The organism is Delftia sp. HK171 (assembly GCF_001886655.1).
GTDB classification, from domain to species: Bacteria; Pseudomonadota; Gammaproteobacteria; order Burkholderiales; family Burkholderiaceae_C; genus Comamonas; species Comamonas acidovorans.
In genome coordinates, this window is record NZ_CP018101.1 from 909,914 (window position 1) to 922,901 (window position 12,988).

At 67.4% G+C, this 12,988-nt stretch carries 14 protein-coding genes; 7 read left to right on the forward strand and 7 right to left on the reverse strand.

Features of this window, described 5'->3' with window-relative positions; translation table 11 throughout:
• Positions 1-5: 5 nt before the first annotated feature.
• Positions 6-689 (reverse strand): LuxR C-terminal-related transcriptional regulator, encoded by a 684-nt coding sequence (locus BO996_RS04140; protein WP_071954085.1) that lies wholly within the window; start codon positions 687-689, stop codon positions 6-8.
• Positions 690-880: 191 nt separating this feature from the next.
• Between BO996_RS04140 and BO996_RS04145 the strand changes: the two genes are divergently transcribed.
• On the forward strand, positions 881-1,516 hold the full coding sequence (locus BO996_RS04145) for a TetR/AcrR family transcriptional regulator (protein ID WP_071954086.1): 636 nt from the start codon (positions 881-883) through the stop codon (positions 1,514-1,516).
• 15 nt (positions 1,517-1,531) lie between these two features.
• Here the strand turns inward: BO996_RS04145 and paaN are convergent, their stop codons facing one another.
• Positions 1,532-3,190: a phenylacetic acid degradation protein PaaN gene (paaN, locus tag BO996_RS04150; RefSeq protein ID WP_071954087.1), complete on the reverse strand. Its 1,659-nt coding sequence runs from the start codon at positions 3,188-3,190 to the stop codon at positions 1,532-1,534.
• A 148-nt stretch (positions 3,191-3,338) separates the two neighbouring features.
• On the opposite strand from paaN, the gene paaK reads away from it, so the two are divergent.
• The 6 genes from paaK to paaE are packed head-to-tail and all read left to right on the forward strand — an operon-like array spanning position 3,339 to position 8,511.
• Positions 3,339-4,658, forward strand: a complete 1,320-nt coding sequence (paaK, locus tag BO996_RS04155) for a phenylacetate--CoA ligase PaaK (RefSeq protein WP_071954088.1) — start codon at positions 3,339-3,341, stop codon at positions 4,656-4,658.
• A 45-nt stretch (positions 4,659-4,703) separates the two neighbouring features.
• Positions 4,704-5,726: a 1,2-phenylacetyl-CoA epoxidase subunit PaaA gene (paaA, locus tag BO996_RS04160; RefSeq protein ID WP_071954089.1), complete on the forward strand. Its 1,023-nt coding sequence runs from the start codon at positions 4,704-4,706 to the stop codon at positions 5,724-5,726.
• Positions 5,723-6,040: a 1,2-phenylacetyl-CoA epoxidase subunit PaaB gene (gene paaB, locus BO996_RS04165; RefSeq protein ID WP_071954090.1), complete on the forward strand. Its 318-nt coding sequence runs from the start codon at positions 5,723-5,725 to the stop codon at positions 6,038-6,040. The genes paaA and paaB overlap by 4 nt, the downstream gene beginning before the upstream one ends.
• Before the next feature lie 13 nt (positions 6,041-6,053).
• Complete coding sequence (paaC, locus tag BO996_RS04170; RefSeq protein WP_071954091.1) at positions 6,054-6,842, forward strand: 1,2-phenylacetyl-CoA epoxidase subunit PaaC; 789 nt, start codon at positions 6,054-6,056, stop codon at positions 6,840-6,842.
• On the forward strand, positions 6,842-7,411 hold the full coding sequence (gene paaD, locus BO996_RS04175) for a 1,2-phenylacetyl-CoA epoxidase subunit PaaD (protein WP_071954092.1): 570 nt from the start codon (positions 6,842-6,844) through the stop codon (positions 7,409-7,411). Before paaC ends, paaD begins: the two co-directional genes overlap by 1 nt.
• Complete coding sequence (paaE, locus tag BO996_RS04180) at positions 7,408-8,511, forward strand: 1,2-phenylacetyl-CoA epoxidase subunit PaaE (RefSeq protein ID WP_071954093.1); 1,104 nt, start codon at positions 7,408-7,410, stop codon at positions 8,509-8,511. Before paaD ends, paaE begins: the two co-directional genes overlap by 4 nt.
• Before the next feature lie 33 nt (positions 8,512-8,544).
• Here the strand turns inward: paaE and BO996_RS04185 are convergent, their stop codons facing one another.
• The 5 genes from BO996_RS04185 to ssb form a co-directional block, all read right to left on the reverse strand.
• Positions 8,545-9,237 (reverse strand): hypothetical protein, encoded by a 693-nt coding sequence (locus BO996_RS04185; RefSeq protein WP_071954094.1) that lies wholly within the window; start codon positions 9,235-9,237, stop codon positions 8,545-8,547.
• A gap of 2 nt (positions 9,238-9,239) precedes the next feature.
• A complete protein-coding gene (locus BO996_RS29585) occupies positions 9,240-9,548 on the reverse strand; it encodes a hypothetical protein (RefSeq protein WP_225614104.1) in 309 nt (102 codons plus the stop codon).
• A gap of 396 nt (positions 9,549-9,944) precedes the next feature.
• The gene (locus tag BO996_RS04195; RefSeq protein WP_442856943.1) at positions 9,945-11,399 is read right to left on the reverse strand and encodes a SulP family inorganic anion transporter; all 1,455 of its coding nucleotides are present in this window, start codon (positions 11,397-11,399) and stop codon (positions 9,945-9,947) included.
• A 323-nt stretch (positions 11,400-11,722) separates the two neighbouring features.
• On the reverse strand, positions 11,723-12,220 hold the full coding sequence (locus tag BO996_RS04200) for a hypothetical protein (RefSeq protein WP_071954097.1): 498 nt from the start codon (positions 12,218-12,220) through the stop codon (positions 11,723-11,725).
• A gap of 86 nt (positions 12,221-12,306) precedes the next feature.
• Positions 12,307-12,870, reverse strand: coding sequence for a single-stranded DNA-binding protein (gene ssb / locus BO996_RS04205; RefSeq protein WP_071954098.1), 564 nt, complete (start codon positions 12,868-12,870; stop codon positions 12,307-12,309).
• Positions 12,871-12,988 lie beyond the last annotated feature (118 nt).

Sequence of the window (12,988 nt, forward strand, 5' to 3'; positions counted from 1 at the left end):
GGCCGTCAGCCCAGCAATCCGCGCACGCGTGCCGTGTTGACGGCGCGCGTGCGCGAGGACACGGCCAGCTTGCGGTAGATGTGCTTGATGTGGCATTCCACCGTGTAGCGCGACAGGTGCAGCTGCTCGGCGATCTCGCGGTTGGTCAGGCCATCGGCCACCAGGCGCAGGATCTGGCTTTCACGCGCGCTCAGCGTGGACTCGGTGCCGCCGCTCTCCGGCGTGGCGGGTGCCGCGCCCTGCAGCTCGGCGATCACGCGGCGCGCAATGAAGGGGTCGATGGGCGCGCCGCCGCGCAGCACGCTGCGGATGGACAGCGACACTTCCAGGTCGTCGCGCTCCTTGAGCACATAGCCGGTGGCGCCTGCGCGCAGCGCCGAGAGGATGGCGTCCTCCGTGCTCCAGGCCGAGATCACCAGGATGCCCACGGCCGGGTCTGCGCTGCGCATCTCGGCGATCAGGTCGATGCCGCTGCCGTCGGGCAGGCCCAGGTCCACCAGGGCCAGGGCCACGGGCTCGGCCAGGCAGGCGCGGGCCTGGGCCAGGGAGCCGGCGAACAGCAGGGCATCGGGCGTGTAGCCCAGCTGGCCCAGCACGGACTGCAGCCGCTGGCGGATCAGCGGCTCGTCCTCCACCACCAGCACCGGGGCCGGAAGCGTGGACTCTGGGACAAGCAGGTGGGCGGGCATGGAAAAGGCGTGCGAAGCGGCGGGCGTAAAAAGGGGCAGGATGGCCGCCCGACTGTGGGCGAAGCCCGCATCTTTGCATATCCCTGAAAACTGGTAATCGCGGGGGCGCGCGCCGCTGCGCCGTCCATAATTCCGGCCCGGGCCGCACGGGCGGACCCTGGCAACGACACCTACCGAAAGGACGCCGCCGCATGGCACGCGTACGTGACCCTGCTGGCTACGATGGCCAGCGTGAAATGATCCTCTCCCATGCCGCCCAGCTGTTCGCGCAGCGCGGCTATGCGGGCACCTCCATGAACGAGGTGGCTGCGGCCTGCGGCGTCTCCAAGGCCACGCTCTACCACTATGTGCTCGACAAGCACGACCTGGCCGTGCGCATTGCCGAAGAGCATGTGCTGCGCCTCGAAGCCCTGGTCAACGACACCCTGCAGGCCCATGCCGATCCCGAGCAGCGCCTGCATGCGCTGATCCGCGGCTTCGGCCAGGAGTACGCCCAGGCCCAGAATGCCCACCGCGTGCTGACCGAGGACGTGCGCTTCCTGCGCGAGGAAGACCAGCAGCGCATCCTGGACGTGGAGCGCCGCGTGGTCGCCGCCTTTGCGCAGACCATTGCCCAGGTGCGTGGCGAGCCTGCCGACAGCGCCCTGGGCAAGCCCCTGGCCATGCTGCTGTTCGGCATGATCAACTGGACCTTCACCTGGCTCAAGCCGGGCGGCACGCTGGACCATGACGCCATAGGCACCATGGTGTCCCAGCTGTTCTTCGGCGGCGTGCGCGCGGTCAGCGCGCCTGACGGCAAGAAGCCGCGCAAGGCCCGCCAGGCCTAGGCTCGGCCCGGTCCATCACCACCTGCGCTGCACGACCACGAAGCGGTCGGCCACGAAGGCCAGCGTGGTGTAGCTGGCATTGGCCGCGGGATTGCCGCCCGTGGCGTGGAAGTCCGAGAAGCCTGCCGACTGGTTGACCATCACGCCCTGCGTGAGATTGATGGACAGGGCCACGCGCGAGCGCAGCGCCGAGGCCGCCACGGCATCGACAAAGGCCGCATCCGTGGAGTACAGGCCCAGCGTCATCGCGCCATGCGCACGCACGCTGCGCTCGGCCAGCTCGCGCGCGGCCTGGACCGAGGGCACGGCCACCAGGTAGGAGACCGGGCCGAAGCATTCGCGCTCGTAGATGGCAGCGTCCGCCACGTCCAGCGCGCGCAGCGCGGGCGTGCGCACCTCGGCCTGCGGGTACTCGGGATGGGTGAGCTTTTGCGAGGCGCGCACGGCGCGGCCCACGGTGGCCGCCTGTTCCACGCGCTCCACGGTCTGCGCAGAGCCTATGGCGCCCAGCACGGTGAAGGCCACCTTGGGATCGGCCAGCAACTGGTCGATGGCGGCGGCCAGATCGGCGCCGACCTGCTCGAAGCTCTTGTGGCCCTGGTCAGTCTCTATGCCGCCGGCCGGAACCAGCAGGTTCTGCGTGGTGGTGCACATCTGGCCGCTGTACAGCGACAGTGACAGGGCCAGATTGCGCAGCATGCCTGCGTAGGCATCGGTGGACTCGATCACCACCAGGTTCACGCCGGCCATCTCGGCGTACAGGCGTGCCTGCGGCGCGTTGGACTGCAGCCACTGGCCGAAGGCATTGCCGCCCGTGAAGTCGATGGAGGCCACGGCCGCGTGCGTGGCCAGGGCCTGGGTCAATTCGGGCTTGTCGCTCACGGCCAGGGTCACGAGGTTGGGGTCCAGGCCCTGCTCGGTCAGCACATCGCGCAGCACGCTCACGGTGAGCGCAGCCGGCAGCACGGCGTTGGGGTGGGGCTTGACGATCACGGGGTTGCCCGTGGCCAGCGCGGCGAACAGGCCCGGGTAGGTGTTCCAGGTCGGGAAGGTGGCGCAGCCGATGACCAGGGCCACGCCACGCCCCACGATCTCGAAGCGCTTGTGCAGCACGGCGGGCGCATGCTTGCCCTGGGGCTTTTCCCAGACGGCCTCGGCAGGCACGTCGGCCATGGCCTTCCAGGCCACGGCAATGGCTTCCAGGGCGCGGTCCTGGGCATGGGGGCCGCCGGCCTGGAAGGCCATCATCGCGCCCTGGCCCGTGGTCAGCATCACGGCATGCGCGATCTCGAAGCTGCGTTGGTGGATGCGCGTCAGCGCCTCCAGCAGCACGCCGGTGCGGCCCTGGGGTCCCAGCGCCTGCCATGCGGGCTCGGCCGCCTGGGCGGCATCCACCAGCGCCTGGGCATCGCACTCGGGGTAGCGGATGTCCAGGGCCACGCCATAGGGCGATTGCTCGGTGGCCACGCGGGCGCGTTCACCGGGCTGGCGCAGCGGATAGTCCTTGCCGAACAGCGCCTGCACGGCGGCATGGCCCTGGGCCTGCGCGGTCTCGCCATACACCTTGGGCGAGGGCGCTTCGGGGAAGGGCGACCAGTGGCCCCGGCGGGACAGGGCCTGCAGCGCGTCGTCGAGCAGGGGGCGGTGGCGTTCGTAGAGGGCGTGGGCGGGCATGGGATGTCTCCTGGTTTGGAATGTGGCGTCGCTATCAGGGTTAGTACCGGACAACAAGCCTTGTTGCTCAAGAAAGCTGCATCTTATAATCCTACCGTCCGGTCGGTCAATTATTCTGAACCCCTTGCCTCACGACGCCAGAACCCCGATGAACAAAGACCTGCGCCCCGCCCCCGGCGACCTCGACCCCATCGAAACCGCCAGCCGCGACGAGATCGCCTCGCTGCAGCTGCTGCGCCTGCGCTGGTCGCTGCAGCACGCCTACGACAACGTGCCCCACTACCGCCGCGCCTTCGACGAGAAGGGCGTGCATCCGTCCGACCTGCGCACGCTATCCGACCTGGCCCGCTTTCCCTTCACCACCAAGAAGGACCTGCGCGAGAACTATCCGTTCGGCATGTTCGCCGTGCCGCGCCAGAAGGTGGCGCGCGTGCATGCCTCCTCGGGCACCACGGGCAAGCCCACGGTCGTGGGCTACACGTTGAATGACATCGACAACTGGGCCAACCTGGTGGCGCGCTCCATCCGCGCGGCGGGCGGGCGGCCTGGCGACATGGTGCATGTGGCCTATGGCTACGGCCTGTTCACGGGCGGCCTGGGCGCGCACTACGGCGCCGAGCGCGCGGGCTGCACGGTGGTGCCCATGTCGGGCGGGCAGACCGAAAAGCAGGTGCAGCTGATCCAGGATTTCCGGCCCGACATCATCATGGTCACGCCCAGCTACATGCAGGTGATCGTGGAGGAGATGCAGCGCCAGGGGATGGACCCGCGCGAGAGCTCTTTGCGGATCGGCATCTTCGGCGCCGAGCCCTGGACCGAGGCCATGCGCCGCGAGATCGAGGGCAAGGCGGGGCTGGATGCCGTGGACATCTACGGCCTGTCCGAAGTCATGGGCCCGGGCGTGGCCAGCGAATGCGTGGAGAGCAAGGACGGGCCGGTGATCTGGGAAGACCATTTCTATCCCGAGATCATCGACCCGGACACGGGCGAGGTGCTGCCCGATGGAAGCGAGGGCGAGCTGGTCTTCACGTCGTTGAGCAAGGAAGCCATGCCCATCGTGCGCTACCGCACGCGGGATTTGACCCGGCTGCTGGCGCCGACCTCGCGCAGCTTCCGGCGCATGGGCAAGATCGTGGGGCGCAGCGACGACATGATGATCATCCGCGGCGTCAACGTCTTTCCGACCCAGATCGAGGAAATCGTGCTGGCCAATGCCAGCCTCACGGGCCTGTACCAGATGCACATCAGCCGTGAAGGCCTTCTGGACACCGTCGAGGTGCACTGCGAGCTGCAGCCGCAGCGGCGCGGCCTGGGCGATGCCGAGCGCGGCGAGATCGCGCAGTGGGTGCAGCAGCGCATCAAGACCCTGGTGGGCATTTCCACGGCGGTGCGCGTCTTCGATCCCGACACCATCGAGCGCACGCAGACCGGCAAGGCCAGGCGCGTGTACGACAAGCGGCCGCGCTGAGGCACCGCCGGCCGTCGTCAACCATTTCATTGAAGGAGATCGCACATGTATACCCAGGCCATGGACACCATGGGCAAGGAAGCGGGCGATGGCGGCAAGGCCGTGCGCTCGGCCGACGAAATGCGCCTGCAGCAGCGCTTTGACGAGCGCATCGATGCCGGCGAATTCATCGAGGCCAAGGACTGGATGCCCGACAACTACCGCAAGACGCTGCTGCGCCAGATCAGCCAGCACGCGCACAGCGAGATCGTCGGCATGCTGCCCGAGGGCAACTGGATCAGCCGCGCGCCCACCCTCAAGCGCAAGGCCATCCTGCTGGCCAAGGTGCAGGACGAGGGCGGCCATGGCCTGTACCTCTACGCCGCCGCCGAGACGCTGGGCAGCAGCCGCGACCAGATGCTGCACGCGCTGCACACGGGCAAGGCCAAGTACAGCTCCATCTTCAACTACCCCACGCTGACCTGGGCCGACATGGGCACCATCGGCTGGCTGGTGGACGGCGCGGCCATCATGAACCAGGTGCCCATCTGCCGCTGCTCCTATGCGCCCTACGCGCGCGCCATGGTGCGCATCTGCCGCGAGGAGAGCTTTCACCAGCGCCAGGGCTACGAGGCGCTGCTGACCATGATGCAGCAGGGCACCGAGGCGCAGAAGGCCATGGTGCAGGACGCCGTCAACCGCTGGTGGTGGCCGTCCATCATGATGTTCGGTCCTCCCGACGACCAGTCTCCCAACAGCGCGCAGTCCATGCGCTGGGGCATCAAGCGCATCTCCAACGACGCGCTGCGCCAGAAGTTCATCGACGCCACGGTGGACCAGGCCAAGGTGCTGGGCGTGACCCTGCCCGACCCCGACCTGAAATGGAACGAGGCCCGCCAGGCCCATGACCATGGCCCCATCGACTGGGACGAGTTCTGGCGCGTGATCGCCGGAGACGGCCCCTGCAACCGCGAGCGCCTGGGCGCACGCGTCACGGCCTGGGATGAGGGCGCCTGGGTGCGCGAAGCCGCGCTGGCCCATGCCCGCAAGCAGGAACAGAAAAACCAGCCCCACAAGGAGGCCGCATGAGCACCCCCGATCAGAGCACCCCCCAGAACACTTCCCAGGAATGGCCGCTGTGGGAAGTCTTCGTCCGCAGCAAGGCCGGCCTGGACCACAAGCACTGCGGCAGCCTGCATGCGGCCGACCCGCAGATGGCGCTGCAGATGGCGCGCGATGTCTACACGCGGCGCCAGGAGGGCGTGAGCGTCTGGGTGGTGCGCTCGGACCAGATCGTGGCCAGCGACCCCGGCGACAAGGACATGTTCTTCGACCCGGCGCAGGACAAGGTCTACCGCCATCCGACCTTCTACCAGCTGCCGCCCTCGGTGGACCACATGTGAGCGGGGTGCTGCCATGAACGCCTCCGCCTCCTCCATCGCCATCGCCATCGACGCCCGTCCCGAGGTGCAGTACCTGCTGCGCCTGGGCGATACCTGCCTGATCCTGGCCCAGCGCCTGGGCCAGTGGTGCGGCCACGCGCCCATCCTCGAAGAGGACATCGCCATGACCAACATGGCGCTGGACCTGGTCGGCCAGGCACGAGCCCTGCTGACCCGCGCCGGCCAGCTTGAAGGCCGCGCGCACGATGAGGACCAGCTGGCCTTCCTGCGCGACGAACGCGACTACTTCAACGCCACGCTGGCCGAGCTGCCGCGCGGCGACTTCGCCTTCACCGTGCTGCGCAACGCCATGGCCGCCACCTGGCTGCGCCTGATGTGGGAGCGTCTGGTGCACTCCAGCGACGCCGAGCTGGCCGCCATCGCCGCCAAGGCGCTCAAGGAGGCGCGCTACCACGAGCAGCACGCGGGCGACTGGGTGGTGCGCCTGGGCGACGGCACCGAGGAATCGCGCCAGCGTATGGAAGCTGCGCTGGCCCAGCTGTGGCGCTATGCGGCCGAGCTGTTCACCGACGACGCCACGGACGCTGCCGCACGTGCCAGCGGCCTGGGCCCGGCCTGGTCCGAGCTGCGCGAACCCTGGCAGGCCGAAATGGCCGCCCTGCTGCAGGAGGCCACGCTGGACATGCCGGCCGAATCCGCCTTCCGCAGCACGGGCCGCAACGGCGTGCACAGCGAGCACATGGGCTTCATCCTGGCCGAGATGCAGCACCTGCAGCGCGCCTATCCCGGTGGGGTGTGGTGATGGCTGCCGCACGGCTTGTGGCCGTCACATCCGCCTTGGCCGAGCGCGAGCGCCTGGCCTGGGCCGCGCTGCAGGACGTGCCCGATCCCGAGGTGCCCGTGATCTCGGTCTGCGAGCTGGGCATCGTGCGCGAGGTCCATGCCCTGCCCGAAGGCCAGGGCATGGAGATCGTGCTCACGCCCACCTACTCGGGCTGCCCCGCCACCGAGGTCATCGAGCGCAGCGTGCTCGAGGCCATCGAGGCCGCAGGCCTGGGCCCTGCGCGCGCCGTGCTGCGCCGCGCCCCCGCCTGGACCACGGACTGGATCAGCGACGACGGCCGGCGCAAGCTGCGCGAGTACGGCATCGCGCCGCCCGGGCGCTGTGGCGACTCCGGCCTGCCGGAAGGCACCTCGCCCATCCGCCTGGTGCGCCGCCGCCAGGGCATTGCCGTGCCCGAGCCCGTTGCCTGCCCGCACTGCGGCAGCGTGCACACCGAGCGGCTTTCGGCCTTCGGCGCCACGGCCTGCAAGGCCCTGCACCGCTGCCTGGACTGCCGCGAACCCTTCGAACACTTCAAGCCGATATGACCACGACCACGACCACGATGTTCCACCCGCTGCGCGTGCGCAGCATTGCGCCCGACACGGCCGAGGCCGTGGTCGTCTCCTTCGACGTGCCGCCCGCGCTGCGCGAGGTCTTCGGCTTCACCCAGGGCCAGTACCTCACCCTGCGCCACCAGATCGACGGGCAGGACCTGCGCCGCAGCTACTCCATCTGCGCGGGCGTGGATGACGGCGAGCTGCGCGTGGGTGTGCGCAAGGTGCGCGGCGGCCAGTTCTCCAACTGGATCAACGAGCATCTGCGCCCCGGCGACACGCTGCAGGTCATGGCGCCCCAGGGCCGTTTCTTCGTGCCCATCGAGCCCGGGGCCGCGCGCCACCATGTGGGCATCGCCGGCGGCAGCGGCATCACGCCCATCCTGTCCATCATGAAGACCGTGCTGGCGCGCGAGCCTGCCAGCCGCTTCACGCTGATCTACGGCAACCGCCAGCTGCAGTCCACCATGTTCAAGGAGGAGATCGAGGACCTCAAGAACCGCTACATGTCGCGGCTGTCGCTGCAGCATGTGTTCTCGGACGAGCACACCGACCTGCCGCTGAACATGGGCGTGATGGACCGAGCCAAGATCGCCGAATTCCTGCAGGGCGTGGTGCCGGCCGCACACATCGACCATGTCTACATCTGCGGACCCTTCCAGATGAACGACGAGGCCGAGGCCGCCCTGCTGGCCGCCGGCGTGGCCGAGGAGCGCATCCACATCGAGCGCTTCGGCGTGGCCCTGCCGGCCGCAGGCCAGGGCACGGTGGGCGCCGTGGTGCACGAGGCCCAGCCCGGCGACGCCGCCACCGCCCGCATCACCCTGGTGCGCGACGGCCTCTCGCGCGAGATCCCCTTCACGCGCGGCCAGGCCAGCATCCTGGACGCGGCCTCCTCGGCCGGGCTGGAAGTGCCCTATTCCTGCACCTCGGGCGTCTGCGGCACCTGCCGCGCCAAGGTGGTCGAGGGCGAGGTGCGCATGGAGCGCAACTTCGCCCTCGACAAGAACGAGGTCGCCTGCGGCTTTGTCCTGACCTGTCAGGCGCATCCGCTGACCGAGCGCGTGGTGCTGTCGTTCGATGAGCGGTGAGGGCGCCTGCGTTCTGGCGCAGGGCAGGAAGACTCAGGGAAACAGTGTCGAAAGCATGTGCTTTGGCACTGGCAGTCCATCAGATGCTTCGATGAAGTGCAGACCCTTGGATGCGGGCTGTATGGACTGAAACGCGGAAGGAAAGCGCGGCAGCTGCACATGGTGCTTGCTCTTGCATTCCTCGCAGGCGTGGAACTGCGGCTGGAAGACTTTGTTTTTATGGCTTCCCACGGGACCGTTGGCATCCCAGACGGCCAGCGATGCCTCGGAGGAAACCGGCTTGCACAGGTTCTTCCAGTCCAGTGCCCCGTGCACGACCATGTAAAAGCCAATCAGGTTGGAAACGAGGTCTTCCTGGCTGAATCCACTGTCTGTGAGGAGCGACATGGATGCCTGCAGGCTCTCGAAGCCCATGGAAACCTCCATGAATATGGCCAGGGCCACGGAGCGCTTCGCTGAAAGAGACAGGCCTTTCTTGACGAGATAGAACTTGGCAAATTCCTGGGTCAGGCCAAAGCGCCCCATGGATTGCTTGTATTGAATCAGATGGCTGTCGGAGTGACCGGGAATCCCGATGCCGCGCTCATGCAGTATGTCTTTCCAGAGATAGGCCGCACTGGCGTAGCGATTGCGATGGCTCTCGACCGATTGGAGGTGGCCCAGGTCAATCCATCCGCAGTTGCAGGTATAGATGAGTCTTCGGGGTATATGGGATCTGCTGGACATGTTCAGTCGTAATGGGTGAGCGTGACTTTGCACAGGCCTGTTGCGATTGCCTGGGTGACCGCCAGTACGGCAACTTCGCCGGCCGATGACGCGTATTGCGCGTATTGGACAAGGCGCTCTCCCTCGGGGACAAACGATGCGGCGGCATTTTCGGCATCGATGGATCTCTGGTGGAAATCCTTCTGGCGCAGGTAGCTGGTGATGGCCGCAGTGGCCTCGGTGATGTCCTTGGCGCTGGTCTCGAAGGTCATCTCGGACTGCGGGGGCTTGTTGCCATCACCGACGGAGCCGAAGTAGGCGGGCTGCGCCATCGTCCCTGTCGCTGGCGCATTGCGTATCAGGGAAGAGATGCCTACGTAATATCTGAGCGATCCCCGCTCAGGCGAGTAGTCCTCCTGGGAGATGAGAAACCCAAACACGGCCAACCAGGATGCGGATGCGGCAAAGACCAGGAGGACAAGGCCAAAGATAACGGATCTGAGTCGCATGGAAGAGGTGGGACGGGTTCGGGGAGGTGACAGCGGTCCAGATCCTAAATGAGCGGGCTGAAATCTTTATTTCAAAAGAGTAACTCTTTGAAATAGAGAATTTTCTGAATGACCCATTCGATATTTGACGGATTTCTCTTTGCGAAAGAGCAGACCGCGTCTGCCCCAGGAAAGCAAGTGGTCTGCCAGCGCTGGAAAACCATGCCCGGGGCAGGTTTCCTACTCGATGCCGATATCCAGCCGCGACACCAGTGCCCGGCCGTGTTCGTTCAGGCCCGTCACCTCGACCGTGCTGCCGTGCTTGCGCAGGCGCTGGCAGACCTTGTCCAGCGCATTGACGGCCGTGATGTCCCAGAAATGGGCGTTGGTCAGTTCGATGCGCACCGGCCGGCCTTCGATGTCCCGCACGTCGAATGCATCGACCAGCTGGTCGGCCGAGGCAAAGAAGACCTGGCCCGAGACGCGGTAGGTCAGGCCTGCATCGTCCTGCGTCTTCTCGACGGACAGCAGCCTTGAGACCTTGAAGGTGAAGAACACCCCGCTGAGCAGCACGCCGACGCCCACGCCGGCGGCCAGGTTGTCCGTGGCCACGGTGACCACCACGGTGGCCAGCATCACGGCGCTGGACAGCTTGGGATGCCTGAGCAGGGCGCGGGCCGATCCCCAGTCCAGCGTGGAGGCCGACACCATCACCATGATGGCCACCAGCGCCGCCACCGGCACCTGGGACACCCAGGGCTTGAGCAGCACCATCAGGATGAGCAGGAAGGCGCCCGCGAACAGCGTGGAAAGCCGGCCGCGGCCGCCGTAGCGCACATTGCCCACGGTCTGGCCGATCATGGCGCAGCCGGCAATGCCGCCGAACAGGCTGGCCGCGATGTTGGCCACGCCGATGCCGCTGCACTCGCGGTTCTTGGAGCTGGGCGTGTCCGTGAGTTCATCGACCACGCTGGCCGTCATCATGGACTCCAGCAATCCCACCATGGCGATCGCCAGCGCGGGCAGGGCGATCAGGCGCAGCGTCTCCAGCGACCACGGCACCTGCGGCAGCCCGAAGCTGGGCAGGCCGTCCGGCAGCAGGCCCAGGTCGGCGACCGTCTTCAGGGGCAGGTCCAGCCAATTCGCCGCCACCGTCAGCACCACGATGCAGACCAGGGGCGAGGGCACGGCCGTGGTCAGCCGGGGCAGGCCGTAGATGATCAGCAGGCCGGCACCCACCATGGCCCAGGTGGCGGCATTGGCACCGATCAGGTGCGGCATCTGGGCCGAGAAGATCAGGATGGCCAGCGCATTGACGAAGCCCGTGCGCACCGAGCCGGACACATAGCGCATCAGCACGCCCAGGCGCAGCAGGCCGAACAGGATCTGCACGGCTCCCGCAAGAATGCCGGCCGCAAAAAGGTACTGCACGCCATGCGCATGCACCAGCGGAGCGGCCACCAGGGCGACCGAGCCCGCTGCCGCCGACACCATGGCCGGGCGCGCGCCGGTGAAGGCGATGACGATGCTGATGATGAAGGAGGCGAACAGGCCGACGGCGGGATCGACGCCAGCCACGAAGGAGAAGGCGATGACCTCGGGGATCAGCGCAAAGGTGGCCACGGCGCCGGCCATGAGCTCGCGCGGAATGCTGGGCGCCCACTCGGCGCGAAAGGGATGGGGGTGTTTCGACATGGAAATGGCCGGCCCCGCCGCGCTGGGTGCGACAGGGCGGGGCAGGATTTTGTAGACGGGAATGGACATGCCGGGCGTCGGGCGATGCCCGAAACCTGGCGGCTTGTACAGTTCGGCCGTGCTACGGCGGCGCCAGGCGGGTGCAGCCCGAGCGCCGGCTCTGCGAGCCGCGCGCGATGCGGGCCAGCGTAAAGCTGTGAAGGCGTGCGGCATCGCGGCTGCGCGCTTGGCGAGCCCCTAGTTGACGGTGCCGGTGGACTGAAATCACGGGCGCGATTGTACGAGGGGGTGCTGCCTGCCGCGGGATGGACCCCTGGCCGCAATCAGTCGTAGTGCGCCATGGTGGCGCGGTAGCGCACAGGGCCTTGCTCGGCCGACGAGGCCTGCACCACTTCCACGTAGACGACTTGGCCCGAAGCCGCCGTGTACCTGGCATGGCGAACGCGCCGCCCCATGCCGTAGGAGGGGCCGGGCGTTTCGTCGTCCGCACTCCGGGAATAGCCTTTGCCGAGCAGGTAGGCATCGAAGGCGTGCGTGGCGGGGCCAATGCTTGCGAACTCCACGTCATAGGACACCAGGCGGTGTGGCGGCTTGTTGCCGTCGCCCACGGTGCCGAAGTACTCCGCCTTGCCCAGCGCGCCCACCAGCGGCGCATGGCGTACCAGGGACGAGATGCCGATGTAGTAGGTGAAGCTGCCGGGCTCGGGCGTGTAGTCCTCCTGCGAGATCAGGCACAGGGCTGCAGCCAGCCAGCCGAACACGGCCAGTGGCAGGCACAGGACAAGACTCCACAACAGGGTTCTGGCACGCGGCAGGGGCATGGGATTTGTCGTCGGGCGCCTGGAAAAACAAAACCCGCTTTCCGGGGAAAGCGGGTCTGGATGCTCAAGAACCTTGATGGTCTGAATCAGAACGGAATGTCGTCATCCATGTCGTCAAAGCCCGAGGCTGCGCGCTGCGGCGGGGGTGCCATGGGCGCAGGAGCGGGGCGCTGGGCAGGGGCCTGGCGCGGTGCGGGTGCTGCCATGGGGGCCGGGCGGCGCTGTTGCTGCTGCTGGGGAGGGGCGTCGTAGCCGCTGTCGCCGTAGCCTTCATCGCCGTAGCCGCCGCCTTGCTGGCCACCGCCGCCGCCCTGGCGGCTGCCCAGCATCTGCATGCTGTCGGCACGGATTTCGGTGGCGTAGCGTTCCTGGCCGCTGGCCTGGTCGGTCCACTTGCGCGTGCGCAGGCTGCCTTCGACATAGACCTGGCTGCCCTTGCGCAGGTACTGGCCCACGATTTCAGCCAGGCGGCCGTTGAAGACCACGCGGTGCCACTCGGTGGCTTCCTTGTTCTCGCCGGTGTTCTTGTCGCGCCAGCGGTCGGTGGTGGCGATGGTCACGTTGGCCACCTGATCGCCACTCGGGAAGGTGCGCATTTCGGGGTCGCGTCCGAGGTTGCCGACGATGATGACTTTGTTGACGGATGCCATGAGTGAAATACCTTTACATAGGGAAGTGGCCCGGGCATAGAGGGATGGATCCCGGGCCAGACGCGCCATTGTGCCGCAAGCCGTCCGCCGATGGCAGGGGGCGGATATCCCGCGGCAA

Coding starts and splice junctions, on each gene's coding strand:
- BO996_RS04140 (WP_071954085.1), bottom strand. CDS start 689: ATGCCCGCCCACCTGCTTGTCCCAGAGTCCACGCTTCCGGCCCCGGTG.
- BO996_RS04145 (WP_071954086.1), top strand. CDS start 881: ATGGCACGCGTACGTGACCCTGCTGGCTACGATGGCCAGCGTGAAATG.
- paaN (WP_071954087.1), bottom strand. CDS start 3,190: ATGCCCGCCCACGCCCTCTACGAACGCCACCGCCCCCTGCTCGACGAC.
- paaK (WP_071954088.1), top strand. CDS start 3,339: ATGAACAAAGACCTGCGCCCCGCCCCCGGCGACCTCGACCCCATCGAA.
- paaA (WP_071954089.1), top strand. CDS start 4,704: ATGTATACCCAGGCCATGGACACCATGGGCAAGGAAGCGGGCGATGGC.
- paaB (WP_071954090.1), top strand. CDS start 5,723: ATGAGCACCCCCGATCAGAGCACCCCCCAGAACACTTCCCAGGAATGG.
- paaC (WP_071954091.1), top strand. CDS start 6,054: ATGAACGCCTCCGCCTCCTCCATCGCCATCGCCATCGACGCCCGTCCC.
- paaD (WP_071954092.1), top strand. CDS start 6,842: ATGGCTGCCGCACGGCTTGTGGCCGTCACATCCGCCTTGGCCGAGCGC.
- paaE (WP_071954093.1), top strand. CDS start 7,408: ATGACCACGACCACGACCACGATGTTCCACCCGCTGCGCGTGCGCAGC.
- BO996_RS04185 (WP_071954094.1), bottom strand. CDS start 9,237: ATGTCCAGCAGATCCCATATACCCCGAAGACTCATCTATACCTGCAAC.
- BO996_RS29585 (WP_225614104.1), bottom strand. CDS start 9,548: ATGGCGCAGCCCGCCTACTTCGGCTCCGTCGGTGATGGCAACAAGCCC.
- BO996_RS04195 (WP_442856943.1), bottom strand. CDS start 11,399: ATGTCGAAACACCCCCATCCCTTTCGCGCCGAGTGGGCGCCCAGCATT.
- BO996_RS04200 (WP_071954097.1), bottom strand. CDS start 12,220: ATGCCCCTGCCGCGTGCCAGAACCCTGTTGTGGAGTCTTGTCCTGTGC.
- ssb (WP_071954098.1), bottom strand. CDS start 12,870: ATGGCATCCGTCAACAAAGTCATCATCGTCGGCAACCTCGGACGCGAC.